Origin of the sequence: Lentzea sp. NPDC058436, from assembly GCF_042721515.1 — a bacterium.
GTDB lineage: Bacteria > Actinomycetota > Actinomycetes > Mycobacteriales > Pseudonocardiaceae > Lentzea.
Window position 1 is genome coordinate 61,680 of the sequence record NZ_JBHXLF010000014.1, and the last position, 24,240, is coordinate 85,919.

At 69.0% G+C, this 24,240-nt stretch carries 26 protein-coding genes; 10 read left to right on the forward strand and 16 right to left on the reverse strand.

From position 1 onward, the window contains the following. The first annotated feature begins 2 nt into the window (after positions 1 to 2). The gene (locus tag ACFWN2_RS33835; RefSeq protein WP_382434425.1) at positions 3 to 656 is read left to right on the forward strand and encodes a nitroreductase family protein; all 654 of its coding nucleotides are present in this window, start codon (positions 3 to 5) and stop codon (positions 654 to 656) included. 84 nt (positions 657 to 740) lie between these two features. Next, positions 741 to 1,208: a phospholipase gene (locus tag ACFWN2_RS33840; RefSeq protein ID WP_382434427.1), complete on the forward strand. Its 468-nt coding sequence runs from the start codon at positions 741 to 743 to the stop codon at positions 1,206 to 1,208. Position 1,209: 1 nt separating this feature from the next. On the opposite strand, the gene ACFWN2_RS33845 is transcribed toward ACFWN2_RS33840, so the two are convergent. After that, a complete protein-coding gene (locus tag ACFWN2_RS33845) occupies positions 1,210 to 3,594 on the reverse strand; it encodes a DNA translocase FtsK 4TM domain-containing protein (RefSeq protein WP_382434429.1) in 2,385 nt (794 codons plus the stop codon). Between the two features lie 64 nt (positions 3,595 to 3,658). On the opposite strand from ACFWN2_RS33845, the gene ACFWN2_RS33850 reads away from it, so the two are divergent. Continuing rightward, positions 3,659 to 4,486, forward strand: a complete 828-nt coding sequence (locus ACFWN2_RS33850) for a lysophospholipid acyltransferase family protein (RefSeq protein ID WP_382434431.1) — start codon at positions 3,659 to 3,661, stop codon at positions 4,484 to 4,486. Here ACFWN2_RS33850 and ACFWN2_RS33855 read toward each other — a convergent pair. Then, positions 4,383 to 5,063 (reverse strand): hypothetical protein, encoded by a 681-nt coding sequence (locus ACFWN2_RS33855; protein WP_382434433.1) that lies wholly within the window; start codon positions 5,061 to 5,063, stop codon positions 4,383 to 4,385. The two genes, ACFWN2_RS33850 and ACFWN2_RS33855, sit on opposite strands and share 104 nt — an antisense overlap. A 48-nt stretch (positions 5,064 to 5,111) precedes the next feature. Continuing rightward, on the reverse strand, positions 5,112 to 7,916 hold the full coding sequence (locus ACFWN2_RS33860; protein ID WP_382434435.1) for a BTAD domain-containing putative transcriptional regulator: 2,805 nt from the start codon (positions 7,914 to 7,916) through the stop codon (positions 5,112 to 5,114). Positions 7,917 to 8,021: 105 nt separating this feature from the next. On the opposite strand from ACFWN2_RS33860, the gene ACFWN2_RS33865 reads away from it, so the two are divergent. Then, the gene (locus ACFWN2_RS33865) at positions 8,022 to 8,636 is read left to right on the forward strand and encodes a class I SAM-dependent DNA methyltransferase (protein ID WP_382434437.1); all 615 of its coding nucleotides are present in this window, start codon (positions 8,022 to 8,024) and stop codon (positions 8,634 to 8,636) included. On the opposite strand, the gene atpB is transcribed toward ACFWN2_RS33865, so the two are convergent. From atpB to thyX, 8 genes are all read right to left on the reverse strand, one after another. Beyond that, the gene (atpB, locus tag ACFWN2_RS33870) at positions 8,633 to 9,379 is read right to left on the reverse strand and encodes a F0F1 ATP synthase subunit A (protein ID WP_382434439.1); all 747 of its coding nucleotides are present in this window, start codon (positions 9,377 to 9,379) and stop codon (positions 8,633 to 8,635) included. The two genes, ACFWN2_RS33865 and atpB, sit on opposite strands and share 4 nt — an antisense overlap. A gap of 156 nt (positions 9,380 to 9,535) precedes the next feature. Then, positions 9,536 to 11,215: a ribonuclease J gene (locus tag ACFWN2_RS33875; protein WP_382434441.1), complete on the reverse strand. Its 1,680-nt coding sequence runs from the start codon at positions 11,213 to 11,215 to the stop codon at positions 9,536 to 9,538. Next, positions 11,212 to 12,108, reverse strand: a complete 897-nt coding sequence (gene dapA / locus ACFWN2_RS33880; protein WP_382434443.1) for a 4-hydroxy-tetrahydrodipicolinate synthase — start codon at positions 12,106 to 12,108, stop codon at positions 11,212 to 11,214. The genes ACFWN2_RS33875 and dapA overlap by 4 nt, the downstream gene beginning before the upstream one ends. Positions 12,109 to 12,127: 19 nt before the next feature. Next, the gene (locus ACFWN2_RS33885; protein ID WP_382434445.1) at positions 12,128 to 12,739 is read right to left on the reverse strand and encodes a TIGR03085 family metal-binding protein; all 612 of its coding nucleotides are present in this window, start codon (positions 12,737 to 12,739) and stop codon (positions 12,128 to 12,130) included. A gap of 23 nt (positions 12,740 to 12,762) precedes the next feature. Then, complete coding sequence (locus ACFWN2_RS33890) at positions 12,763 to 13,176, reverse strand: hypothetical protein (protein ID WP_382434447.1); 414 nt, start codon at positions 13,174 to 13,176, stop codon at positions 12,763 to 12,765. Positions 13,177 to 13,179: 3 nt separating this feature from the next. After that, positions 13,180 to 14,622 carry a protein kinase gene (locus tag ACFWN2_RS33895; RefSeq protein WP_382434449.1) on the reverse strand — a complete coding sequence of 481 codons (1,443 nt, stop codon included), beginning with the start codon at positions 14,620 to 14,622 and terminating at the stop codon, positions 13,180 to 13,182. Between the two features lie 71 nt (positions 14,623 to 14,693). Next, entirely contained in the window at positions 14,694 to 15,095 is a 402-nt protein-coding gene (locus ACFWN2_RS33900; protein WP_382434451.1) for an ACT domain-containing protein, read from the reverse strand. Positions 15,096 to 15,100: 5 nt separating this feature from the next. Then, positions 15,101 to 15,805: an FAD-dependent thymidylate synthase gene (thyX, locus tag ACFWN2_RS33905; protein ID WP_382434453.1), complete on the reverse strand. Its 705-nt coding sequence runs from the start codon at positions 15,803 to 15,805 to the stop codon at positions 15,101 to 15,103. Positions 15,806 to 15,873: 68 nt separating this feature from the next. On the opposite strand from thyX, the gene ACFWN2_RS33910 reads away from it, so the two are divergent. Continuing rightward, positions 15,874 to 16,383, forward strand: a complete 510-nt coding sequence (locus ACFWN2_RS33910; protein ID WP_382434454.1) for a toxin-antitoxin system HicB family antitoxin — start codon at positions 15,874 to 15,876, stop codon at positions 16,381 to 16,383. A gap of 5 nt (positions 16,384 to 16,388) precedes the next feature. After that, positions 16,389 to 17,303, forward strand: coding sequence for a DUF4097 domain-containing protein (locus ACFWN2_RS33915; RefSeq protein ID WP_382434456.1), 915 nt, complete (start codon positions 16,389 to 16,391; stop codon positions 17,301 to 17,303). Between the two features lie 27 nt (positions 17,304 to 17,330). Here the strand turns inward: ACFWN2_RS33915 and ACFWN2_RS33920 are convergent, their stop codons facing one another. Genes ACFWN2_RS33920 through ACFWN2_RS33930 form a run of 3 tightly spaced genes read right to left on the reverse strand, consistent with a single transcriptional unit; the run spans position 17,331 to position 19,441 of the window. Then, positions 17,331 to 17,825 carry a hypothetical protein gene (locus ACFWN2_RS33920; protein ID WP_382434458.1) on the reverse strand — a complete coding sequence of 165 codons (495 nt, stop codon included), beginning with the start codon at positions 17,823 to 17,825 and terminating at the stop codon, positions 17,331 to 17,333. 18 nt (positions 17,826 to 17,843) lie between these two features. Next, the gene (locus tag ACFWN2_RS33925) at positions 17,844 to 18,452 is read right to left on the reverse strand and encodes a TetR family transcriptional regulator (protein WP_382434459.1); all 609 of its coding nucleotides are present in this window, start codon (positions 18,450 to 18,452) and stop codon (positions 17,844 to 17,846) included. A 5-nt stretch (positions 18,453 to 18,457) separates the two neighbouring features. Then, complete coding sequence (locus tag ACFWN2_RS33930) at positions 18,458 to 19,441, reverse strand: aldo/keto reductase (RefSeq protein ID WP_382434460.1); 984 nt, start codon at positions 19,439 to 19,441, stop codon at positions 18,458 to 18,460. Between the two features lie 128 nt (positions 19,442 to 19,569). Here ACFWN2_RS33930 and ACFWN2_RS33935 point away from each other — a divergent pair, with 128 nt between their 5' ends. Both ACFWN2_RS33935 and ACFWN2_RS33940 read left to right on the forward strand, forming a co-directional pair. Further along, positions 19,570 to 20,112 (forward strand): ArsR/SmtB family transcription factor, encoded by a 543-nt coding sequence (locus ACFWN2_RS33935; protein ID WP_382434461.1) that lies wholly within the window; start codon positions 19,570 to 19,572, stop codon positions 20,110 to 20,112. Continuing rightward, positions 20,109 to 20,984, forward strand: coding sequence for an SRPBCC family protein (locus tag ACFWN2_RS33940; protein WP_382434462.1), 876 nt, complete (start codon positions 20,109 to 20,111; stop codon positions 20,982 to 20,984). Before ACFWN2_RS33935 ends, ACFWN2_RS33940 begins: the two co-directional genes overlap by 4 nt. A 170-nt stretch (positions 20,985 to 21,154) precedes the next feature. Here the strand turns inward: ACFWN2_RS33940 and ACFWN2_RS33945 are convergent, their stop codons facing one another. Then, on the reverse strand, positions 21,155 to 21,652 hold the full coding sequence (locus ACFWN2_RS33945) for a hypothetical protein (protein ID WP_382434589.1): 498 nt from the start codon (positions 21,650 to 21,652) through the stop codon (positions 21,155 to 21,157). A gap of 30 nt (positions 21,653 to 21,682) precedes the next feature. Further along, positions 21,683 to 22,225 carry a GNAT family N-acetyltransferase gene (locus ACFWN2_RS33950; protein ID WP_382434464.1) on the reverse strand — a complete coding sequence of 181 codons (543 nt, stop codon included), beginning with the start codon at positions 22,223 to 22,225 and terminating at the stop codon, positions 21,683 to 21,685. Between the two features lie 62 nt (positions 22,226 to 22,287). On the opposite strand from ACFWN2_RS33950, the gene ACFWN2_RS33955 reads away from it, so the two are divergent. Together ACFWN2_RS33955 and ACFWN2_RS33960 are read left to right on the forward strand one after the other, a co-directional pair. Beyond that, positions 22,288 to 23,493: a winged helix-turn-helix domain-containing protein gene (locus ACFWN2_RS33955; RefSeq protein ID WP_382434590.1), complete on the forward strand. Its 1,206-nt coding sequence runs from the start codon at positions 22,288 to 22,290 to the stop codon at positions 23,491 to 23,493. A 69-nt stretch (positions 23,494 to 23,562) separates the two neighbouring features. Beyond that, positions 23,563 to 24,234, forward strand: coding sequence for a hypothetical protein (locus tag ACFWN2_RS33960; protein WP_382434466.1), 672 nt, complete (start codon positions 23,563 to 23,565; stop codon positions 24,232 to 24,234). Positions 24,235 to 24,240: the final 6 nt, after the last annotated feature.

Genomic DNA, 24,240 nt, shown 5'->3' on the forward strand with positions numbered 1-24,240 from the left:
CCGTGTTCGACGACTTCTGGGCAGCGAGCCGCTTCTCCCCGCTGCACCAGCGCAAACTGGCCGACCGCCTGCGCGACTTCCGCCCGCAGCCACCCCTGGTCGACCCGCTCGAACCACCCACGCCGCCGATCCCGCTGCCGCGTCCGAACGACCGCCTGCAGAAGCTCTTCCAGGCACGCAGGAGCACACGGGAGTTCGCCGACAAGCCGTTGAGCGACAAGCAACTCGGCTCGGTCCTGGGCGCCCTGTCCGACAACAGCTTTCCGTCGGCCGGCGGGCTCGACCCGTTGCGCTGCTACGCCTTCGTCAACGGCCGCGCGGTCCGCTACGACATCCGCCGCCACGCACTGCAGGACATCGGCGCCGCACCGGACACCCTCGCCGAGATCCTCGGAACCTCTTCGGTGCCACCACTGACGATCGTCCTTGTGTTAACGGACAAGGACTCGTTCGAGAAGTACGGCGAACGCGCGGGCCGCTTCGGCTTGATCGAAGCAGGAGCGGCGGCCCAGACCATCTGCCTCCGTTTGGCGGAACAGAAACTGGGCGGCTACCTGCTCGGCGGAGTAGCGGACAACGAGATGCTGCACGTCCTGGGCCTTCCCCGTGAACTCCGCGTGGCCACGGCGATCGCCTGCGGGCACACGATCACCTGACGTTCATCAGATCGTGTCTACCGAGGACAGTCGATCACCGGCTACAACTGGGCGAGACCCTGCTCACACACCGAGGAGCTCGCCATGTCGAACACCCTGCGCTCGGCATTCGTGGGTGCCGCCGCCTCCGTCGCCCTGATCTTCACGGGCGCCCCGGCACACGCCGTGGACATCGTCGCGGTCACCGACGACTACCTGTACTCGAAGTCCCTCAGCCAGTTCACAACACTGCGCGCGCAGCAGCCCAACGCGGGCCAGCTCGACTGGTCCTCCGACGGCTGCTCGTACTCGCCGGACAACCCCTTCGGCTTCAAGTTCCTGCCGACCTGCCACCGCCACGACTTCGGCTACCGCAACTACAAGCGCCAGGGCCGGTGGAACGAGGCGAACCGCCTGCGCATCGACAACAACTTCAAGGCCGACATGTACAACCAGTGCGGCTCGAACTGGGCCTGCAAGCGCACTGCCGACCTGTACTACGCGGCGGTCCGCCAGTTCGGTGGCAGCGCGAGCTCCACGGCCACCAGCATCCAGCAGGCCGGCCTGAAGTAGGTCACTCGTCGTCGGCGGGGCCGCCTCCACGCATCAGGTAGACCACGTTCTCGAGCTCGTCCGGCTTGATCAGCACCTCGCGTGCCTTCGAGCCCTCGGACGGCCCGACGACGCCACGGGTCTCCAGCAGGTCCATGAGGCGCCCCGCCTTCGCGAACCCGACGCGCAGCTTGCGCTGCAGCATCGACGTCGAGCCGAACTGCGACGTCACGATCAGCTCGGTCGCCTGCACCAGCAGTTCCAGGTCGTCGCCGATGTCGGCGTCGATCTCCTTCTTCTCGCCGGCCTTCTGCGCGGTGACCCCGTCGGTGTACTCGGGCTGAGCCTGGTTCTTGGTGAACTCGACGATCGAGGAGATCTCCTCGTCGCCCACGAACGCACCCTGGATGCGCACCGGCTTCCCCGCCCCCATCGGCAGGTACAGCGCGTCACCCATGCCGATCAGCTTCTCGGCACCGGGCTGGTCCAGGATGACCCGCGAGTCCGTCAACGACGACGTCGCGAACGCCAGCCGGGAAGGCACGTTCGTCTTGATCAGACCGGTGACGACGTCCACCGAAGGACGCTGAGTGGCCAGCACCAGGTGGATACCCGCGGCACGGGCCTTCTGCGTGATGCGCACGATCGCGTCCTCGACGTCACGGGGCGCCGTCATCATCAGGTCGGCCAGCTCGTCGACGATCGCCATGATGTACGGGTAGGGCCGGTAGACCCGCTCCGATCCGGGCGGCGCCGTGATCTCGCCGGACTTCACCTTGCGGTTGAAGTCGTCGACGTGACGCACCCGGTTGACCTGCATGTCCTGGTAGCGCTGCTCCATCTCCTCGACGAGCCACGCCAGCGCCGCCGCGGCCTTCTTCGGCTGCGTGATGATCGGCGTGATCAGGTGCGGGATGCCCTCGTACGGCGTCAGCTCGACCATCTTCGGGTCGATCAGGATCATCCGGACCTCGTCGGGCGTCGCGCGGGCCAGCAGCGACACCAGCATCGAGTTGACGAACGACGACTTACCGGAACCCGTGGAGCCCGCGACCAGGAGGTGCGGCATCTTCGTGAGGTTCGCGGTGACCATGTGGCCCTCGATGTCCTTGCCGAGGCCGATCACCATCGGGTGCGCGTCCTTGACGGTGGACGGCGCGCGCAGCACGTCGCCCAGTCGCACCATCTCGCGGTCGCTGTTGGGGACCTCGATGCCCACCGCGGACTTGCCGGGGATCGGGGCCAGCAGGCGGACGTTGTCCGTCGCCACCGCGTACGCGATGTTCTTGGTCAGCGCGGTGATCTTCTCGACCTTCACGCCGGGGCCGAGCTCGACCTCGTAACGCGTGACCGTCGGGCCGCGGGTGAAGCCGGTGACCTGGGCGTCGATCGAGAACTGGTCGAGGACGCCGGTGATGGCCTCGATCATCTGGTCGTTGGCCTTGCTGCGGGTCTTCGGCGCGTCGCCGTCCTTCAGCACGTCCGGCGGCGGCAGCTGGTACTCGCCGTCGACGGCGCGCACGACCAGCGCCGGGGCGGCCACGGCCTTCTTCTCCCTCGGCGGCTTGGCCACCACGGGCTCCGAAGGTTCCTCCAGCGGCAGCTCGGCCTGCGGTTCGTCGTCCGCAACGGGCTCGACGGCCTGGCGCCGGCGCGACGGGCGGCGCAGCCTGACCGGCTTCGGCTCCTCGACGGGCTCTTCCTCGTCGGACGGGGACTCGTCGGCGGGCTTGCCGGGGTGCAGCAGCGAGCGGATCCGTTCGGGCGCCTGGCGGATCGGCGTGTGCGTCACGACCAGCAGGCCGTAGGCGAAGATCAGGAACAGCAACGGCCCCGCGACCCACGGCGTGAGGCCCTGCGCGAGGAACCCGCCTGCCAGGTAGCCCAGGGCACCACCGGCGCTGCGGCGTTCGATCGGGTCCATCGGCAGGCCGCCGATGAGGTGGAACATGCCGAGCACGCCGATGATCATCAGGAACGAGCCGATGATCAGCCGCGGCCGCGCGTCGGGCTTGGGGTCGGTGCGCATCAGCGTCACGCCGATGCCGAGAAGCACGACCGGCACGATCACCGCGGGGAACCCGACGGAGCTGCGCACGGCGACGTCCACCCACTGCCCGACCGGTCCGCCTGCCTGCCACCACACGCCCGCGCCGGTGATGACGGCGAGCGCGATCAGCAGGAGCCCGAGGCCGTCACGACGATGTTCGGGATCGAGGTCCTTGGTGCGGCTGACGGTGCGCACGACACTGCCGACGCCACGCCCCAAAGCACCCCACACGGCGCTGATGGCACCGCCGCTCTTGCGCGCGGCGGGCTTTCTGGACGCGGTGGACCGCGCCCGCGGCTTCGCCGGTGCTTTGCCGCGTGACGTGGTCTTTCTCGAAGTCCCTGTGCGCCCGGCCATGCCTACAAGGTAGTCCCTCGCATCTCACCAGCCACGTTGGTAACGGGGACGCGCGTGAAATCCCATGGTTCACCGGATCGTGCACGGCGTCCTCCCGACACGCCGTACGCTGCCCCGCGTGTCCACACCGCTTTTCTGGCGCGTGCTCATGGTGGTCGACCGGGGCCTGATCGCGCTGACCGGCAAGCTCGAGGTATCGGGTGACATCCCCCCGGAGCTGCTCGGCAAGCCGTTGCTGCTCGCCTCCAACCACATCGGCAACCTCGACCCGATGGTGCTCATCGCGGCCTGCCGCAAGATCGGCGTCAACCCGCGGTTCATGCTCGCGGGCGGCCTGCTCGACGCACCGGTCATGGGTCCGGCCCTGAAGGCGTGCGGTCACCTGCGGGTCGACCGGCGGTCGGCGAACGTCGGCGAGGCGATGCACCGGGCCGTCGAGGCGTTGAACAAGGGCGGCGACCCGATCGCCGTCTACCCCGAGGGCAAGATCAGCCTGGACCCCGGACTGTGGCCGGAACGCGGCAAGACCGGTGTCGCCCGCATGGCGCTGGGCGGCGGCATCCCGGTGATCCCGATCAGCCAGTGGGGCGCGCACGAGGCCGTCTACTGGGGCAACCTCAACGTCAGCGGCTGGAAGGACGTCCTGCCGTACCTGACGTCCTGGCTGCGCGCGGTGCGCAAGCGGCCGAAGCTCAAGGTCCACTTCGGCAAGCCGGTCGAGCTGTCCGACCTCAGGGCCGAGACCATGGGCGACGCCCGGCGCGCCCACGAGCGGATCATGGTCGCGATCACCGAGGGCTTGGTGCCGCTGCGCCTCGACGAGCCGGACCTGCCGAAGTTCCACGACCCGACGCGTCCGACGACCGGCGTCTCCCCCTGGCGGCCCGCCTGACCGAGTAGGCGACCACGACGACCAGCATGGTCAACGGCATCGGGTGGCCCATCCACAGCCCGAGCGCGAGGTCGACCAACGGGATCGTCAACGCCAGCACGAACGCCTTGGTGCTCGCCGTGGGCAGCTTGACCTTGGGGTCGGCCCACGGCGTGCGCCCCCACGGCTTCGCGACGCTGAGCCAGGTCTGGAACGCGAACCCGACGACCATCAGCGCGGTCCCGACCGGCGTCCACGCGCTGACGTCGCCGTTCGCCGCGGCTTCGAGCCTGCCGCTCAGCACGAAGATCCCGACGTAGAGCTGCACGACCGTGATCGCGAACTTCCCGAGCACCCACCAGTGCTTGAAGTAGCCCCACGGTGTCGTCGCGCTGAGCATCATCCCGCTGAACGCGCTGGTGGCGCCCATGAACGCGAGCACGTGGTGGTCGAGCACCCGCGCCATCCTGAACGCGTTGACGTCACCCGTGTTCAGGCCGTGGAGCAGTAGCGTGAACAGCGCGAGGGCCTGGCTCAGCCAGCCGACCGACGTCACGACGTGCAGCCACACCAGCAAAGTTCGAGCGCGCTTCTGCATGATGAGTAGTGTGTCTACACATCAGCGCGGGCACATCAGGGATCACCCCTAAGAGAGCTCGTGCAGCCTCGCCCGCACCTCCGGAGTGCGCGGGTGGTCGTAGTCCTCGTAGATCGTCAGCGCTTCCAGCAGGTGCGTCCGCGCCACCTCCGGCTGCCCCGCGCTCGTCTCCCCCAGGCCGTGCAACGCCTCCGCGAGGCTCTTGCGGTCGCCGAGCACGCGCAGGAACTCGATCGCGTGCCGGAACGAGTCGCGCCCCTCGACCGTCCGCCCCAGCTTCGACTGCGCCCAGCCGATGCTGACCAGCGCCATCGCCTTGCCGTGCACCGCGTCGTGCGAGTCCATCAGCTCGAACGCCGTCCGAGCGGACTCCAGCGACGCCTCGAACTGGCCGGCTGAACGCAGGATGTCGCTCAGGAACAACCTCGTGCCGCCCTGGCCGAACCACGAGCCGACCTCGGCGTGCCCGCGCAGGGCCTCGCCGAACCGGTCGACGGCGAGGTCGAACTGACGCAGGCCGCCGTACGCCATGCCCAGGCCGGTGAGGCTCCACGCGGCACCGGCCGCGTCGCCGATCCCGCGCCGGATCGCCAGCGCGCGGTCGAAGAGCTCCAGCGCGTCCGCGAAGCGCTCGCCGCGGAACGCCGACAGCCCCTGCCCGTGCACCGCCCACGAGCGCGCAGCCTGATTGCCCTCCCGCGCCGCGGCCCGTTCGGCGACGCGGTACGTGCGCGTCCACTCGTCCAGAGCGCTCGACACGATGAAGTAGTTCCACAACGCCACCGGGATCTGCCACGCCGCGGGCGAGTCGTGCTCCTCGGCCAGCCTCGCCACCGCCAGCAGGTTCGAGGACTCCGTGCGGCACCAGGTGAACGCCTCGTCGTGCGAGGTGAAGTCCTGAGTGGACAGTGGCGGCAGCAGGAACGACGGGTGGTCCGGCGGCGCGATCACGGTGCCGGCGGCGTTCGCGGTGTCGAAGTACCAGCCCAGCAGCCGCCTCACGGCCTCGTCGCGGCCGTCCGACGACTCCTCGGTGGCGCTGAGTTCCGTGGCGTACAGGCGAAGCAGGTCGTGCAGCCGGAATCGGCCGCGCGCCACCTCCTCCAGCACGTGCCCGCCCGCCAGCACGTCGAGCAACGTCCGCGCCCGCGACACGGGCACACCGGCGAGCGCCGCCACGGCGTTCAGGCTGATCTCGGCGCCGGGGTGCAGGCCGATCAACCGGAACACGCGGGCGGCGTCGGGCTTCAGCGCGAGGTAGGACCACGAGAAGGCGGCGCGCACGGCCGTGTCCTCGTCGTCGCCCGTGGCCAGCACGTTCAGCCGGTCGCGTTCGTCGGCGAGATCGCTCGCCAGGTCTGCGAGGGTCAGATGGGGCCGGGTGACGACCCGTTCGGCCGCGATCCGCACCGCCAGCGGCAGGTGCCCGCACAGTTCGACGAGCTTCGCGGCGGCGACGGGTTCGGCGGCGACGCGGTCGGAGCCCACCGCGGACGTCAGCAGCGCCAACCCCTCGTCGCGCGTGAGGATCGACAACGTCACCGAGTGCGCGCCGTCGCGGGCGACGAGCCCGCCGAGGTGGTTGCGGGACGTCACCAGCACCATCGACGTCGACCGGCCCGGCAGCAACGGGCGGACCTGCTCGGCCAGCCGCGCGTTGTCCAGCAGCACCAGAACCCGTTTGCCCGCGAGGACGCTGCGGTAGAGCGCGGACTTCGCCGGCAGGTCCTCCGGGATGCGTTCGGACGGCACGCCGAGGCTCTGCAGCAGCTGGTGCAGGGCGGTGCCGGGCTGCACGGGCGGTGCGGACGAGTCGAACCCGCGCAGGTCGACGTGCAACTGGCCGTCGGGGAAGCGGGACGCCACCTGGTGGGCGAAGCGGACGGCCAGGGCAGTCTTGCCGACGCCGCCGGTGCCGGTGATCGCGACCAGCACCGGTGAGTGGTCGTGCGGAACGACTTCGGCGAGCCGCGCAAGCTCTTTCTCACGGCCGGTGAAGTCGCGGATCTGGTGCGGCAGTTGAACGGGCACCAGCGCGGGCGCCACCGGTTCCGGCTGCGGGTCGTGCCGGCCGACGAGGACCTGTTCGTGGAGCTGACGCAGTTCAGGACCGGGCTCGATGCCGAGCTCCTCGATCAGCAGCCGCCGCAGGTCCGCGTAGACGGCGAGCGCCTCCGCCTGTCTGCCGCCGCGGTAGAGCGCGGACATCAGCAGGCCGTGCAGCCTCTCCCGCAACGGATGCGCGCTGACCAGCGTCGTGAGCTCCGCCGCCACCTCGGCCTCACGCCCGACCGCGAGCATCAACGCCGCACGCTGCTCCACGGCCGTGAGCCGCAGTTCGGCCAGACGCGCGCGCTCCACCGCCGCGAACGGCCCCGGCACGCCCTCCAGCGCGACACCCCGCCACAGCCCCAAGGCCGCGTCGAACGCGCTGACGGCGTCTGCCGGTCTGTCGCGCAGACGCCCGGCCTCGTCCAGATGGGTGCGGAACACAGCGGCGTCCGAACTGCTGGAAGTGAGCCTCAGCAAATATCCAGCGTCCGTGGAGAGCAGCACGGAACTCGGCGCCCGCGACGCCCTGCCCGGTTCGAAGAGCCTGCGCAGCCCGGCGACGTAGGTGTGGATGCCGTTGTCGGCGCTGGCGGGTGGATCATCACCCCACACGGCGTCGATCAGTTCGCTGCGCGACACCACGTGATTCGCGCGCAGGGCGAGCACGGCGAGCACAGCCCTCTGCCGCGGCGGACCGAGCGCGAGCTCCTCGCCGTCCACCGAGGCCGCGAGCGCGCCCAGCAAGCTGACGCGCAACTCGTTCTGCACCGTGGTTCTCACTTCGTCGCTGTCCGCAGTCACTTAGCAACCTACCGTCAGTTTTCGTCCAGAAGCCATCCAGAAGGCGTGCAGAGAGGTTCTCCACACTTCACTCAGGGTGGATTGGGTCGAAATGAGGGGCGGGGAATGAACGCGGCCGAGGTCTTCGACACGCTGGGGCTGGAATACCAACGCGCCTGGTCGCACCAGCCGGCGCTGCACGGCACTCTCGCCTGGTTCGCCGCGACGCAGCCGTCGGGCTCGCGCGTGCTCGACATCGGTTGCGGCACAGGCGTTCCCGTGGCGCGCAACCTCGCCAAGGCCGGCATGAGGGTCACCGGTCTCGACGTGTCCCCGGTCATGGTCGACATCGCGGCGGAGCAGGTCCCCGACGCCACGTTCCACAAGATCGACATCCGCGACTTCGAGTCACCTCCCGGTTCGTGGGACGTCATCTGCGCCGTCTTCTCGTTGCTGCAGATGACCCAGGCCGAGATCGTCCAGACCCTCGGCCGCATCTCGACGTGGCTGCGGCCCGGCGGCCACTTCTTCCTCGCCACCGTCGCCATCGACGTCGAACAGGTCACTCTGCCCTGGATGGGCCAGGAGATCGAGGTGTCGTCGTTCTCCGAGGAGAACTTCGAGGCTCACCTGAACGAGGTCGGGCTGCGGGTCGTGCGCCGGAGCCGGCCGGTGTTCACCCCGTCCTACCCCGGCGCCACGCCCGAGGAGTCGCTGCACCTGGTGTGCCAGCGGCCTTAGTGCTGCTCGGCCAGCGCGCGCCCGATGAAGTGCGCCGACAGCAACGCGAAGATGTACGCCTGCAACACCTGCACCAGCGCCTCCAGGAAGAACAGCGCGATCGCGAGCGCGAACCCCAGCACCGACACCGGCTTGAGGTAGATCGGCGCGTTGAACAGCAGGAACTCGGCGCCGAGCGTGAACACCAGGATCAGCAGGTGGCCCGCGAACATCGCCGCGAACACCCGGATCGCGAGGTTCACCGGGTCGAAGAAGAACTTGAGCAGCACCTCGGTCGGGATCAGCAGCCCCCACAGCACGGGCTTCGGCACGTCCGGGATGACGAACTGGTTGCGCAGATAGCCCTTCAGCCCGAACTTCCGGATGCCCACGAAGTGGTAGAGCGGAAAGATGATCAGCAACGCGATCGCGAACGGGAACCCGCTGTGCGTGAACGTCGGGAACTGCACGAGCGGAATCAGCCCGTAGAGGTTGTTCACCAGCACGAAGCAGAAGATGCTGACGATCAACGGCACGTACGGCGCGAATTCCTTGGCACCGATCTGCTCGCGGGCGATCGTGTTGCGGCCGAAGTCGTAGACCGATTCGGCGGCGAACTGCCAGCGTGACGGGACCAGCTGGAGATTCCTGGTGGTGACCAGGAAGAACGTCAGGATGATCACCACCGACAGCACCAGCAGCGCCTGCGGTTTGGTCACCGAGAAGTCGAACGGCAGGCCGAGCGGCTCGTGCCAGGTGAACATCGGCGGGAGAAGAATGTCGTCTTTGCCCGGTGGGCTGAAAACAACGTCGGCCATTGGGCGAACCCCCTCGTCCATGGTCTGGGGTCAAACCTTATCGGACGAGGGGGACGCAGATCACAGCAGGGTCACGGAAACCGCTGCTTTCACACGGAAGTGTCAGACCGGGATGACCGTCGGAACGATCATCGGACGGCGCCGGTAGGTCTCCGCCACCCAACGGCCCACGACGCGGCGCACGGCCTGTGCGACCCGGTGCGTGTCGGTGATGCCTTCGGCCTCCGTGCGCGCGAGTTCCATCTCCACGAGCGGCACGACGGCCTCCAACGCCTTGGGGTCGTCGGAGAAGCCGCGACCGGAGATCGTCGGCGACGTGACGGCACGGCCGGTCGCCGTGTCGATGGCCACCGAGATCGAGATGAAGCCGCCCTCGCCCAGCACCAGGCGGTCGGACAGCGTCGACTCGCCGACGTCGCCGACGGACAGGCCGTCGACGTACACGTGGCCCACGACGACCCGGCCGGACACCGCCGCCTTGCCGTCGATCAGGTCCACGACGACGCCGTCCTCGGCGATCACGACGTGGTCCTCGGCGACACCGGTGGCGACGGCGAGAGCCGCGTTCGCGCGCAAGTGCCTCCACTCGCCGTGCACGGGCATCACGTTGGACGGCCGCACGGCGTTGTAGAGGAACAGCAGCTCGCCGGCCGGTGAGTGGCCGGAGACGTGCACCTTGGCGTTGCCCTGGTGCACGACGGTGGCGCCGAGCTTGGCGAGGCCGTTGACGACGTTGAAGACCGCGTTCTCGTTGCCGGGGATCAGCGACGACGCGAGGATGACCGTGTCGCCCTCGCGGATCGAGATCTGGCGGTGCTCGCCGCGGGCCATGCGGGACAGTGCCGAGAGCGGCTCGCCCTGCGAACCGGTGGAGACGAAGATGACCTCGTCCTCCTCCATCCGCATCGCGACGTCGAGGTCGACGAACAGGCCGTCCGGCACGTTCAGGAAGCCCAGGTCGGACGCGATGCCCATGTTGCGGACCATCGAGCGGCCGACGAACGCGATCTTGCGCTTGTACTGCACGGCCACGTCGAGGACCTGCTGCACGCGGTGCACGTGCGAGGCGAAGCACGCGACGATGACGCGCTGGTCGGCCTTGCGGATCACGTTCTCCAGCACGGGGCCGATCTCGCGCTCGGGCACCACGAAGCCGGGCACCTCGGCGTTGGTCGAGTCGACCAGGAACAGGTCCACGCCCTCGTCACCGAGACGCGAGAAACCCGCCAGGTCCGTCAACCGACCGTCGAGCGGCAGCTGGTCGAGCTTGATGTCACCGGTGTGCAGCACGAGGCCCGCGCTGGTCCTGATGGCGACCGCGAGCGCGTCCGGGATCGAGTGGTTCACGGCGAAGAACTCGAGCTCGAACGGCCCGGACGAGCGCCGTTCCCCCTCCTTCACCTCCACGAGCTGCGGGGTCTGGCGGTGCTCGCGGCACTTGGCGGCGAGCAACGCCAGCGTGAAGCGGGAGCCCACGACCGGCAGGTCGGGACGCAGCTTCAGCAGGAACGGGACCGCTCCGATGTGGTCCTCGTGGCCGTGCGTCAGGACGATGGCCTCGATGTCGTCGAGCCTGTCCTCGATGGCGCGGAAGTCGGGCAGGATCAGGTCCACGCCCGGTTGGTCGTCCTCGGGGAAAAGAACGCCGCAGTCGACCACGAGCAGCCTTCCGGCGTGCTCGAAGACGGTCATGTTGCGGCCGACCTCGCCGATTCCGCCGAGAGCGACGACGCGGAGGCCGCCTTCCGGCAGTGCGGGTGGCAGTTCGGTCGATTGGGTCACGCGTTGACTCCCAGTTCGGCCGCGATGGCCTCGATGTCCTCGGCTGCGGCCGGCACCAGCGGCAGACGGGGGTCACCCACGTCCAGTCCGCGCAGGCGCAGCGCAGCCTTCGTGTACGTCACGCCGGGAACCCGGCGGAAGGGTCGCAGCAACGGCAGCAGCGACTCGTGGATTTCCTTTGCCCGGACCACGTTTCCGGATTCATACGCATCAGCGAGATCGCGCAGGCGATCTCCGGCGAGGTGACCGATGACGCTCACGAACCCCACGGCGCCCACGGACAGCCACGGCAGGTTCAGCGGGTCGTCGCCCGAGTAGTAGGCGAGGTCGGTCGAGGCGATCACGCGGCTGCCCGCGTGCAGGTCGCCCTTGGCGTCCTTCACGGCCTGGATCCGCGGGTGCTCCGACAGGCGCAGCAGCGTGTCGACCTCGATGGGCACGATCGCGCGCGGCGGGATGTCGTAGAGCATCACCGGCAGTTCGGAGGCGTCGGCGACGGCGGTGAAGTGCGCCAGCAGGCCCTCCTGCGGGGGCCGCGAGTAGTACGGCGTCACGACCAGCACGCCGTGTGCGCCCGCCTTCGACGCCTGCTGCACCAGGTGAATGCTGTGCGCGGTGTCGTAGGTGCCCGCGCCGGCGACCACGGTCGCACGGTCGCCCACGGCCTCTACGACGGCCGTGAGCAGCGCGGCCTTCTCGCGGTCGGTCGTCGTGGGGCTCTCGCCGGTCGTGCCGTTGACGACCAGGCCGTCGTTGCCCAGGTCCACCAGGTGTTTCGCCAGTTCCTGCGCCTTGGGGAGATCGACCTCGCCGCGCGAGTCGAAAGGCGTGACCATGGCGGTGAGAACGCGGCCGAACGGGCGGTCCGGCCCTGCGTAGGGGCTTCCTGGCATGCGCAGAAACTACCCGAGTTCACACACTTCGGTTCAACGACCGCACTCGTTGCACCGCGTCGGCGTCACCGCTGTATTCCACCCTGGCCTCGTCGCGCCCGAACGCGAGCATCACGAGCTCCGGCACCTCGCCGGTGATCACCACGCCGTTCGCGCCCTGCTTGGCGACGACGTGCTCGCCATCGGGCCGTACGAGCGTCACGCCGACGGGCGACGACTTGTACGTCATGCGCGCGGTGAACGGCAGCAGCTTCCACAGCGTCGCCTCGCGCCTCGCGTCGTACGGCCGTGGCTCCCAGTCGGCCTGTGCGCGTCGCACGTCCTCGTGGTGCACGAAGTACTCGCCGGTGTTCATCAGCTCGTCGAACGGCGAGATCCAGAACGGCGGCGTGCGGACCAGGTCCAGGAGCTCGCTCCACGCCTTGTGCGCGTAGTCCTCCTGGACCTTCTCCGTCCACTTCGCGAAGACCGGCAGCACGATGCCCGGCGCGGTGTCCGGGCGGCGCTCGCGGATCGCGAGGTGCGCCGCCAGGTCCTTGGCCGACCAGGTGCCGCACAGCGTGGGCGCGTCGGGGCCGAGCTCGGTCATCAGGTCGACGAGCGCCTTGCGTTCGTCACGGGCGAGGCTCACCCGCCCATTGCACCACAGCCGGCTCAGGCCTCGTTCGGCTTGTAGCAGGCGGTGAACCCGGTCGGCTTGGACGAGCTGTCGGCCAGCAGCTTGACCACCTGGTCGCGCTTGAGGTTCTCCGGGTAGCCGGGCCAGTCCGGTTCCTGCCCGTTGACGTGCAGCTCGTCGAGCCAGTAGCCCGACTGGCCGGAGACCTTGGCCATCTCGAGGTCGCAGCCCTTCACCCGGACCATGACCTCGATGATCTTCTCCGAGGACTTGACCGTGCGCTTGCCGATCTTCTTGGACTTCTTCTCCTTCTCCGTGCTCGGCTCGCCGGGGTTGCTGAACCCGGCGGCCTTGAGCTCGGCGACGAACTTGTCCTCGTTGCCGGAGCAGGCCGTCAAAGCGGCCGCGCTGCCGAGAACCAATAACGCGGAGATGATCCGTCTCTTCACGTTTCAGCTGTCCTTCTTCGCGCTGATGCTGCCGTCGAGTTTGCTGCCGTCCTTGGAGCCCGCGAGGCACCAGATCTTGCGTTCCGCGTTGCCGCTCTTGTCCTTGGTCCACGCGCTCTCGCTCGGGACCAGGGTCGTGAGCTTGAGCTTCGAACCGTCCTTGATCCACGCCGAGTTCAGCGTCATCTCGCACCGGGCCACGCCGAGGCTCTTCAGCGAGTCGACCCCGGGATACGCGGCGTCGGGGTAGTTCGACGCGACCGGCAGGCTGTCGATCACGTCGAACACCTCGAAGTCGTGCGGCTTGTCGCACTCCTCGCGGGTGTCCGAGTTGAGCAGCTTGGTCGGGGCGACCTCGCCGAGCCCGCAGGTGTTCTCGTAGAGCTGGAACACCGGCACCTCGGCGCCCTCGCCGTACGTGAGCGCCGCGCTGCCGCTGCTGCCTCCGGGCGCGGTGAACGCCTTGTGCACGAAGATGCCGCCCGTGAACGCCGCCGCGGCGATGACGGCGGCGCCGACCAGCGCGATGACGCGGTTGCGCTTCTTCTTCGCCGGGTCGGCGGCCGCGGGCTGCTGGTACTGCTGGGTCTGCACGGGCGCGATGCCGGTCGGCGGCGTCGGTTGGTTGCCGATGCTGGAGAGCATCGCGCGGGCCTGCGGTCCGGACAGCCGGGCGTTCGGGTCGGCGATCAGCAGACCGGTGATGACCGCGCCGAGCACGCCGGTCGCGCGGGTCAGCCGGGGCGTCTCGCTCATGATCGCGTGCAGCGTCGAGGCCGTGGAAGAGCGCTCGAACGGGCTCCAGCCCTCGACGGCGTAGCAGAGGGTCGCGCCCAGGGCCCACAGGTCGGACGCGGGACCGGCCTCGTGGCCGTGGATGCGTTCCGGCGCCATGTACGCGGGCGAGCCGATGAGGCTGCCGCTCGTGGTCAGGCGCGGGTCGTCGACGGCCTGGGCGATGCCGAAGTCGGTGAGCTTGAGCTTGCCGTCCGGGCGCACCATCAGGTTGCCGGGCTTCACGTCGCGGTGCACGATCCCGGCCTGGTGCGCGGTCTCCAGCGCCGACAACGCCTGCAGCGCCATCGAGATGACCTGGTTCTGCGGCATCGGGCCGTGCGTGCTGATCAACGTCGACAGCGTCGCCGCGTCGACCAGCTCCATGATGATGTAGGTCGTGCCGTTCTCGTTGATGGCGTCGTACACCGTCACGACGGCGGGGTCGTTGAGCTTGCCCGCGGTACGCGCCTCACGCAGAGCGCGCTCTTCGAGCACACGGCGTTCCTCGTGCGCGATGCCGTCCGGCAGGTGCAGTTCCTTGACCGCGACGAAACGCCCGATGTGACGGTCCTGCGCACGCCACACGATGCCCATGCCGCCGCGGCCGAGTTCCGCGACCAGGGCGTACCTGCCCGCGATGACGCGCGGTTCGACTGCCTGTCCGTGCAACGTGCGCTCCTGAAGCCTGGGAACCGTGGGCGTTGACGGTACTTCAGACCCGTCAACTGGGGGATCGGTTCCTAGGCTTCCGGTGCTACAACCAGTTCGTGACCTGCGGCACGCAACGCCACGACGGCGCGGCCGAGGTCGGCCTGCTTCACGAGCAGGTGGTCCGTGTCGTATGTGGACAGCGCGAACAACGAGACGCCGGCCGCCGCCAGTTCCCCCGCCAGCGCGGCCATGATGCCGGTGAGCGTGAACTCCAGGGGCCCGCGCACGGTCAGCAGCCGCCACCCCTTCTCGGCCGCGTCACCGTCCACCGCGAACGACGCCGGGGCGATGATCGACAGCTCCGCCGGGGTCCTGGTGACGGACACCAGCACGCCGGTGAGGTCGAGCAGCCCGGCCGGGACGGGAGCGTCCGGTGCCAGGCGCGTGACCGCGTATTCGCCGGGCCGGACGTCCACGATGAGCCGCTTCATGGATGTCAGCCTTCAACCACCAGTGGGCTGGAGGCAACTTCTGTGCCGTCCGGGAGTGTCGAGACGACGAAGTCCGCGAACGCGTTGGGCGCGGCCTTGGTCAGTTCGCGCAGGCACGCCACGGCGAGTTCGCGCAGTTCGACGTTGATGTGCTCGGTGGCGCGCATCGCGATGAAGTGGCGCCACGAGCGGTAGTTGCCCGTCACGACGATCTCGGTGCCCGTGGCGTTGGGCAGCACGGACCGTGCGATCTGTCGCGCGCGCCGGCCGTTGACGGTCTGCTCCAGGCTCTGCACGAGGTCCTCGTAGGCCTTCAGGCTCGCCTCGGTCGCGGCGACGAACCGGGCGTGCAGCTCCGGGTTCTCGGCGATCAGCGAAGGCTCGACGACGTCGGTCGGGTCGGTGCGCTGGGAGAGCTGCGAGTACGAGAAGTGCCGGTGGCGGATCAGCTCGTGGGTGAGCGAGCGGGGCAGCTCGGTCAGGTAGAGCGAGGCGCTGCCGTGCTCGAACGCGGCGAGGTGCCCGACGTCGAGCAGGTGGTGCAGGAACGTCGCGTTCGTGTTCGTCATGGGGTTCGAGCGGTCCCACGACTGGTAGCAGGCCCGGCCGGCGAACTCGACGAGCGCCGCGCCGCCGTCCGCGTCGGTTGTCCACGGCACGTCGTCCGGCGGGATGAACTCGGTCTTGGCCACCAAACGCACTCTCGGCATGGCTCCGACATTAACGCTGACGCCAGCCGGTGGTTGCACGATGTCGAAAGTGACGTCATAGTGGTGTCATGGATCTGTCGCCGTACATCGCGTCACTGCGCGAGGACTTGGCGACGGCCGCGTCAGCGGGAGATGAGAACACCCGTCGAACGGCCGCCGCGTTGTCCGCAGCGCTCGAGCCAGCCGCGCGACTGGCGATCATGAACGCACTGTCCGACCTGGCAGCGGAGGTCACCGCCTCCCTGGACGGCCAGGTCGTGGACGTACGACTCGCGGGACGTGACGTCCAGGTGGTCGTCACGGGCTCCGCCGAACCGGAGCCGGAACCCGCACAGCGCCAGGAGGTGCCGAACTTCGGTGACGCCACCGGTGACATCAGCCGCGTCACCCTGCGTCTGATCAACGAGCTCAAGTCGAAGGCCGAGGCCGCCGCGGCGGCTCAGGGCGTGTCGCTGAACTCGTTCATCCAGCAGGCCGTCGGCGGCGCGGTGCACGGCAAGCACAAGCATCACGGACACAAGGGGTGGAGCGGAAACGCCGGCTCGGGCTCGCGCGTCCGCGGATGGGTGCAGGGGTGAGCGGGATGACCGAACCGACAGACACGGGCCAGTCCGAACCGTCCGGCGTCGTGCGCCAGCAGAGCTTCGAGTTCGCGGGCATCGCCGAGATCGACATCTCGCTGCTCAGCGGCCGGGTGCAGGTCCAGCTCGTCGACGCACCGGGCGTGCACGTCGAGGTGCGGCACGACCCGAACGCGGGCAACACGTGGACCGAGGGCCTGTCCAGCGTGCTGAGCTGGGTCAGCGGCCAGTTCGGCCCCGACAAGACGACTCCCCCGTCGGGTCCGGAGGACGCCGTGCGCGACGCACGCGTCGAACTGCTGGGCAACCGCTTGCGCATCGAGTCGTCCAAGGCACTGCCGTTGCGCGCCGTGCCGCTCTCGGTGGTGGTGACGGCTCCCGTCGGGTCGCACGTGGCCTCACGGACCGGTGCCGCCGACGTCGTCGTGACGGGCGGAGCGGGCCGGCTGGACCTGAACACCGGCACGGGCACCGTGTCCGCGGACCGCGCGACCGGCGAGGCCAAGGTCAACTCGGGCGCCGGGACCGTGCGCCTGGGCACGATGCTCTCCACGCTGAAGGCCAAGACCGGCAGCGGTGACGTCGAGGTGTCGTCGGTCGGCGGCACCGCCACGCTGGTCACCGGTACCGGTGACGTGTGGCTGGGCGCCGTGCAGGGCGACGTCCAGGTGCGCACCGGCAGCGGTGACCTGACCGTGGCCGACGCCGCGTCCGGCGAGATCCACCTCGGCACCGGTTCGGGTCACATCCGCGTCGGCGTCCGTCAGGGCACGCTCGCCCGCATCGACCTGGTGTCCACGTCCGGCACGGCCCGCAGCGACTTCGACGTCTCGTCCGAGCCGCTGGGTGACGCCACCCTGTCGGTGACGGGCCGCACGGGCAGCGGCAACGCGCTGGTGACCGCCGCTTCGAGCTGACCGGGGGGTCGGAAAAGACGTCTCCGGCTAGGGCTCCTGGAACGGTTTGGAGCCGCCGGGGACGTCGTCCGGGAAGATCGGGCAGCGGATCTCCGCCGTCAGGAACTTCCTGATGAAGCTGGAGAAGCTCCCGTCGTAGGACCACTTCTGCCGCATGTCCGTGATCAGCACGGTCCACTCGTCCGGCTCGCCCTGCGTGAACCACAGGCAGTGGTCGCCGTTCGCGGTCATGCCCCACGGCAGCAGGCCCGGCGACTCCGGATGTGCGCGCAGGCCTGGCTGACGGCGCAACGCCCGCAACATCTTGGGCGCCGTTGACATCCAGTTCATGAAACCGGCACGTGCCGTTGGGTGCAGGATGCGAACGTAACCACCGACGATCAGAGGCGGATAGGCCTCGGCGAGGTGCACGTAATCGCTGGGCAGAGCCGTGCCGGCCCGCGCTTGGAGCGCGTCCCAGTCAACCGGGTCCGGACGCCTCTCCGGCGCACCCAGCAGATCGATCCACTCGTCAGGCGGCACCGTTCACCTCCGTGACCCTCAAGCATCGCCTGTGGCACTAGGAATTCGGTTGTACCGCAGTCCAGCGACCACCAGTGAGACGACGGCGTCGAACGCGTCCTGAATGTGAGGATTCCCCCACTCCTGGGCGTGAGCCGGGTGGTGGAACACCTGCGTCGCGTCCCACACGGCGTGCGCCGTCCTGCCGACGTCGTCCGCCGTGAACTCGCCGGTGTCCACCCCCGCCTGGACGATGCGCGCGATCAGGCCCACCAGGTGCTCGATGTGGTGCTCGACCACGCCGCTGCTCTCGCCGACGAGGGTCTTGTAGGTCGTGAACAGCTCCAGGTCGTCGGTGTGCGAGCTCCGCTTCTTGTCGAAGAGCCGTTGCAGCCACTCCCCGAGCACCTCGGCGGCGGAAAGGCCCTGGTCGATCGCCGGCTCCATCTCGCGGTGGATCGCGTCGAGCCAGCGCGTGGTCACCGCCTCCCGCAGCGCGGCCTTGGTCGCGAAGTGGCGGTAGACGCTGCCGTGGCTGACCCCGAGCGCCTTGGCGACGTCGACCACCGTCGCCTTGGCAGGGCCGTACCTGCGCAGCACCTCTTCGGTCGCCACGAGGATCGCCTCCGCGGTCAGCGCCTCCGCCACTCCACTCACCTCTCGCTGTCCAGCATCGCCATCTGCTCGGCCGCGTAGCGCGTGCCCGCAGCGGCTCCAACAGGGACAACAGCCTCGATCTCCTGCAATTCCCGTTCGGTGAACGTCACGCCGACGGCACCGATCGCCTCCTCAAGCCTCGCACGCTTGGTCGTGCCGACCAGAGGCACCACGTCCTCGCCCCGTGCGGCGACCCAGGCGATCGCGAGCTGCGCGACCGTGACGCCCTTGGCCAGCGCGATCTCGTTGAGCTTCTCGACGAGGTCCTGGTTGCGGGTCAGGTTGTCGCCCTGGAACCGGGGCGCGTGGCCGCGCCAGTCGCTCGCGTCGAGGGTGAGCGGCTTCGAGGAGATCAGTCCGCGCGAGAGCACGCCGTACGCGGTGATGCCGATGCCCAGCTCACGGGTGGTCTGCAGGATCTCCCGCTCGACACCGCGTTCCAGCAGGCCGTACTCGATCTGCAGGTCCGCGATGGGGTGCACGGCGTGCGCGCGGCGGATGGTCTCGGCGCCGACCTCGCTCAGGCCGATGTGCCGGACGCGGCCCTTGTCGATCTGCTCGGCGATGGCGCCGATGGTGTCCTCGATCGGCACGCTCGGGTCGAGCCGCGCCGGCCGGTAGATGTCGACGTGGTCGGTGCCCAGGCGCTGCAACGAGTACGCGAGGAAGTTGGCCACCGCGACCGGCCGGGTGTCGAACCCGATGAACGCCCCGTCGGCGTCCCTCATGCCGCCGAACTTGACGCTGAGCTGCACCTCGTCGCGACGACCCTTGATGGCCTCGGCGACCAGCAGCTCGTTGTGGCCCTGGCCGTAGAAGTCACCGGTGTCGAGCAGCGTGACCCCGGCGTCGACGGCGGCCCGCACCGTCGCGATGCTCTCGTCCCGGTCGGCCGGGCCGTAGGCGTTGGACATGCCCATGCAGCCCAGGCCGATGGCGGACACGGCCGGGCCGGTGGCTCCGAGCTGGCGCTTCTGCATTTCGAACCCCTTCGTCGTCTTCGGTCCCTCCACCATGCCTGATGGACTGACAGATTTCAATATCTGTCAGTCCATAGCTGTCCGCCTCATTGACAAAAGAGCTTTGAACGTTCAAAGTCTTTTTTGCGATGAGAGACGTGATCTACCTGGACCGGATGGAGCAGGCCGAGACCCTGCTCAAGCCGCAGCGCGTGGAGGTGCTGCGGCAGCTCGCCGCGCCGCGTTCGTGCACCGAGGTCGCCGAGGTGCTCGACCAGACGCCGCAACGCGTGCACTACCACGTGAAACAGCTGGTCAAGGCCGGTCTGGCCACCCAGGTCTCCGAACGGAAGGTGCGCGGCGTCCAGGAAGGCCTCTACCAGGCCGTGGCGCGGTCGTACTGGCTGTCACCGGGCCTGGTCGGCCGGATCGGGACGCGCGACGAACTGGCATTGGGGCACCTCGTGGACCTCGCCGAACAGATCCAGGTTGACGTGGCGGCGCTCGACAGGTCGAGCGAACTGCCGTCCGTCGGCGTGTCCGGGGAGATCCGCGTGCCACCGGAGGACCGCGCCCGCTTCCTGGCCGAGCTGCAGACGACCTTGCAGGACCTCTTCACCCGATACGGCGGCGCGGAGGGGGATGCGTTCCGCATCGCGCTCGCCTGCTACCCCAAGGGAGACGATCGATGAGCACCGGAGTTGTCCGAGTACGCACGTCCGCTTCGCCCCCCAGGGTCTACCAGGCCCTGACGACGGCCGACGACCTGCGCGTGTGGCTGGCCGAGCACGCCGACGTGGACCTCGAACACGGCGTGTACGAGTTCTGGGGGCGCTACACGCCCGACAGCGGGCGCGGGCGCCAGAAGCTGCTGGAGGTCACCTCTTCTTCGGTGCGCTTCTCGTGGCTCCTGCAGGGCACCGAATACACGATCGAGCTCGGCGTGGAGGAGCGCGACGGCCAGACGCTGATCGTGGCGTCGCAGTCGCCGTACCCGGTGTGGGGCGCGGCGATCGAGGACGAGGGCGGCGCCGGCGTCATCCACACGTTCTGGTCGCTGACGCTCGCGAACCTGGTCGAGCACGTCGAGGGCAGGCCGACGTTCGCGCTCTGCGACTTCTCGACACCGGCGCAGCGCATCGACGTCGACATCGCCGCGTCGCCCGAGGCGATCATCCACGCGCTGACCGACGAGGAGGTGTTCGCGCGGTACTTCGGCGCCCGCTGCTCGATCGAGCCGCGCGTCGGCGGCCACTGGGCGATGGGCAGCTTCGAGGACGAGCCGAACCCCGCCAAGATCATCGCGCTGGACACCGAACGGTTCGCGATCGAGTTCCCGGACGGGATGGTGTCGTCCTGGGAGCTCAAGGGGTCGGAGGGCAAGACCCGGCTGACGTTCGTGCAGAGCGGCTTCGACCCCGCCGACCCGCCGTACGGCTCGTGGATGGGCTGGCTGTCCGGGTTCGCGGACATGCGCCGCATGCTGGAGCTGCCGGACTGGCGTCCGATGTGGCACTCGTACGAGGCTCCCGGCCTGCCTGACGGAGTTCTCGTCACCGAATGATCGAGCGTGAAACGGCGGGTGAGAGCCAGATCATTCGGCTCTCACCCGTTTGCCCCTGGCTTTCATCGGTCGAGGCTCGATAGCTTCGGGGTCGTGCTTGAGTCAGCGCGAATCACCGTGGCAGCCCTCTTGATCGCTTTCTCCGTGACGGCGGCGGTCTTCTTCAACTACTAGAACCACGCCATGACCACGGCCGGAGATGCCGCGAGGAAGCTGAACCTCACGAACCGGCCCACCATGCCCGTGGCCACGAACATCGTCGTGGACATGCCCGCGAGCCCGGCGAGCACGCTCGTCGCCATGAACGGCGGCACGCCGACCAGCGCGCTCACCCCGTGGGTGCCGGCCATCCAGTTCGGGTGCGCCTTGCACTTCACGTGGATCCAGTCGCCCCAGCGGTGCATCCGCGTGCCGGGGCCGAACCAGCGCGCGAGCTTCGACGGCTTGTCGCTGGGCTTGCGGCGCAGGAACTTCGGCAGGTGGATGTCGCCGCGCGCGGCGTAGAAGTACAGCAACTTGCCCAGCACCTGGCCGACCGCCACCGACAGGCCGACGATCCAGAACGATGTGTCCGGCCAGCGCGCGCAGAGTCCCAGGACGAACATCTCAATGCTGATCAAGGGGACTACCGCTGAGCCGAACGCGACCCCGAAGGTGAGGCCAACCAGGGCGAGCACCCGGCCGAGGTTACACAGATCTCAGTCGCCGAGTCGGACGGCGAGCTCTCCGGACACCCGGACCTCGCGCAACGGACGCCCGCCTGCGTCCAACGTGCGTACGGTGCCGTCACCCGTCCAGCCCAGTCGTTCGTAGAAGTTCTTCGACGCCTTGTCGGCCTCCGGCACCCACGCGATGCCCCGCGTCGCACCGGACTCCTGGAGCCGCCTGCCCGCCTCCGCGACGAGCCGCGTGCCGTGCCCCCTGCGGCCCCAGCGCGGTTCCACGAGGACGCTGACCAGCGCCGTGGTGGCCGCGTCCGCGGGCAGGCTTCCGTCCGCTTTGGCCACTTCCTCGTCAGGCGCCTTGCTCGCCACGACGAACCCGACCGTCCACTCCCCCTCCGTCGCCTTGAGCACGGCCCCCTGCCCCACGGCGAGGGCCCACGCGTCGTCGGCGTCGAGCGTGTCGAGAACGTCCTGAGGGAGCAGCTCCGCGTAAGCGAGCCGCCACGTCTCCCGATGGATGCGGACGATCTCTGGAAGGTCAGCAGCGGTGGCGATGTCCACGCCGGCGTCGGCCATGGACGCACCCTATCGACGTCGAATTGTCAGGGGTGCGTGGCACCATCGCCCACGTGCAGAGCATGAGCGCCGATGTGGCCCGCCGAATCGCCCTGGGTGCGCAGGGCTTCACCGACCTGCGGCCGTCCGCCGCCACCCGCAGACACCTGCAGCGCGTCCTGTCCCGCGTGCAGCTGCTGCAGATCGACTCGGTGAACGTGGCCGTGCGCGCGCACTACATGCCGCTGTTCTCGCGCCTGGGCTCTTATGCACCGTCCCTGCTGGACGAAGCCGCCTGGACCCACTCGGCGCGCAAGCCCCGCATGCTCGTCGAGACGTGGGCCCACGAGGCGTCCCTGGTGCCCGTGGCCGACTGGCCCCTGTTCCACTCGGGAGCGAAGAAGCGCGGCTGGTGGCAGAACTACCAGACGATCGTCGAACGCTCCCCGCAACTCGTCGACGACGTGCTCGCCGCCGTGAAGGAACTGGGCCCGATCGGCGCGGGCACCCTGGAGAAGGCCCTCATGGGCGACAGGGGCCGCGCGAAGGGCCCGTGGTGGGACTGGTCCGAGGTCAAGCGCATCTGCGAGGTCCTGTTCGGCGTGGGCGTCCTGACCACAGGCACCCGCCGCAGCTTCGAGCGTCTGTACGACCTGACCGAACGCGTCATCCCGGCCGACGTCCTGGCCCAGAAGTGGGACGCGGACTCAGGAGCCCGCGAACTGGTCCTGCGCTCCGCCGTGGCCCTGGGCGTCGCGACCGAACCGGACCTCCGCGACTACTACCGCCTCGACCCGCGCCGCTCCCAGGCCGCCGTCGCCTCACTGGTCGCGGACGGCGTGCTGGAACCGGTGGCGGTCGAGGGCTGGAAGGGCGTCGGCTACCGGCACGTCGAGGCCCGCGCGCCCCGCCGCGTCGTGGGGCGCGCGCTGCTGTGCCCGTTCGACCCGCTGATCTGGGAGCGGGCGCGGACCGAACGGATCTTCGGGTTCCGGTACCGCATCGAGATCTACGTGCCGGAGCCCAAGCGGGTGCACGGGTACTACGTGTTCCCGTTCCTGCTGGACGGTGCGCTCGTGGGGCGCGTGGACATCAAGGCCGACCGGGCAGCCGGGGTGCTGCGGGTGCAGTCGGCGTGGGCGGAGCCCGGAGTGGACCGGGGGCGGGTCGCGGTGGAGCTGGCGGCGGAGCTGCGGCACATGGCCGACTGGCTGGAGCTGGAGGACGTTCTGGTGGTGCAGAAGGGGGATCTGGCGGCGGAGCTGATCGCCGCGGTGGTCAACGGCTGACCGAAACCCGATGCGTTTCGGGGTTCAGGGCCTTGCTCTCGGCAGCTTCGACGGCGTAGGAGGTCAGGTATGAGCGACAGGTCGCCGGATGATGCCGTTGAGTCCCACGAGCTTCGGGACAGCATCGGCCCTGTGAAGGTCGTGCGCCCGCATCTCAGTTCCGGGTTGCAGACCGCGGTGATTCTCGTCGGGGGTCTGCCGACCGCTGTGCTCCTGGGAATCATCCCGCTCGTCACGCTCGCCTCGGACAGCGACACGGCCACCAAGATGAGCGTGATTCAGGCCGCCACCTCGTGGTGGGCAGCGGTCGTCGCCTTGATCGCGTCGGCGGTCGCTCTCGTCGCTTACCGGAACAGCATCCAGCGGCCGGACCTCGTGATGAAGGCGAGCAATTCGCTCAGCGTCATCAAGCTGACGCTGACGAACGCGGGAAACGCCAGTGCGCTCAGGCCGGTGGTACGACTGCGAGTGGGGAACGAAGGCGTCTTCCAGCGAGACGACCACAACCCGGGCTGGACGTACGAAGAGTTTCAGGTGGACGGCTACTGCGGAGTGCTGACGTGGTACGGCGCTGACACCGTGATCTACCCGGGCTTCAAGTTCGATCTACCACTGGTGACCCTGGACGAATCCGCGGACCTGCGAGCGGTTCGAAACTGGCCCGTCACCGCGACATGGGTCTGCGAGGGCGGCCAGCGCAAGGAGCAGCATTTCGGGTTCACGCTGCCATCCGCACGTTGAACAGGG

Excerpts from the sequence above, each read along its gene's own strand:
- ACFWN2_RS33840 (WP_382434427.1), top strand. The coding sequence starts at position 741 with ATGTCGAACACCCTGCGCTCGGCATTCGTGGGTGCCGCCGCCTCCGTC.
- ACFWN2_RS33845 (WP_382434429.1), bottom strand. The coding sequence starts at position 3,594 with ATGGCCGGGCGCACAGGGACTTCGAGAAAGACCACGTCACGCGGCAAA.
- ACFWN2_RS33850 (WP_382434431.1), top strand. The coding sequence starts at position 3,659 with ATGGTTCACCGGATCGTGCACGGCGTCCTCCCGACACGCCGTACGCTG.
- ACFWN2_RS33855 (WP_382434433.1), bottom strand. The coding sequence starts at position 5,063 with ATGCAGAAGCGCGCTCGAACTTTGCTGGTGTGGCTGCACGTCGTGACG.
- ACFWN2_RS33865 (WP_382434437.1), top strand. The coding sequence starts at position 8,022 with ATGAACGCGGCCGAGGTCTTCGACACGCTGGGGCTGGAATACCAACGC.
- atpB (WP_382434439.1), bottom strand. The coding sequence starts at position 9,379 with ATGTTCACCTGGCACGAGCCGCTCGGCCTGCCGTTCGACTTCTCGGTG.
- dapA (WP_382434443.1), bottom strand. The coding sequence starts at position 12,108 with ATGCCAGGAAGCCCCTACGCAGGGCCGGACCGCCCGTTCGGCCGCGTT.
- ACFWN2_RS33900 (WP_382434451.1), bottom strand. The coding sequence starts at position 15,095 with ATGAAGCGGCTCATCGTGGACGTCCGGCCCGGCGAATACGCGGTCACG.
- thyX (WP_382434453.1), bottom strand. The coding sequence starts at position 15,805 with ATGCCGAGAGTGCGTTTGGTGGCCAAGACCGAGTTCATCCCGCCGGAC.
- ACFWN2_RS33910 (WP_382434454.1), top strand. The coding sequence starts at position 15,874 with ATGGATCTGTCGCCGTACATCGCGTCACTGCGCGAGGACTTGGCGACG.
- ACFWN2_RS33915 (WP_382434456.1), top strand. The coding sequence starts at position 16,389 with ATGACCGAACCGACAGACACGGGCCAGTCCGAACCGTCCGGCGTCGTG.
- ACFWN2_RS33930 (WP_382434460.1), bottom strand. The coding sequence starts at position 19,441 with ATGCAGAAGCGCCAGCTCGGAGCCACCGGCCCGGCCGTGTCCGCCATC.
- ACFWN2_RS33935 (WP_382434461.1), top strand. The coding sequence starts at position 19,570 with ATGAGAGACGTGATCTACCTGGACCGGATGGAGCAGGCCGAGACCCTG.
- ACFWN2_RS33940 (WP_382434462.1), top strand. The coding sequence starts at position 20,109 with ATGAGCACCGGAGTTGTCCGAGTACGCACGTCCGCTTCGCCCCCCAGG.
- ACFWN2_RS33950 (WP_382434464.1), bottom strand. The coding sequence starts at position 22,225 with ATGGCCGACGCCGGCGTGGACATCGCCACCGCTGCTGACCTTCCAGAG.
- ACFWN2_RS33955 (WP_382434590.1), top strand. The coding sequence starts at position 22,288 with ATGAGCGCCGATGTGGCCCGCCGAATCGCCCTGGGTGCGCAGGGCTTC.
- ACFWN2_RS33960 (WP_382434466.1), top strand. The coding sequence starts at position 23,563 with ATGAGCGACAGGTCGCCGGATGATGCCGTTGAGTCCCACGAGCTTCGG.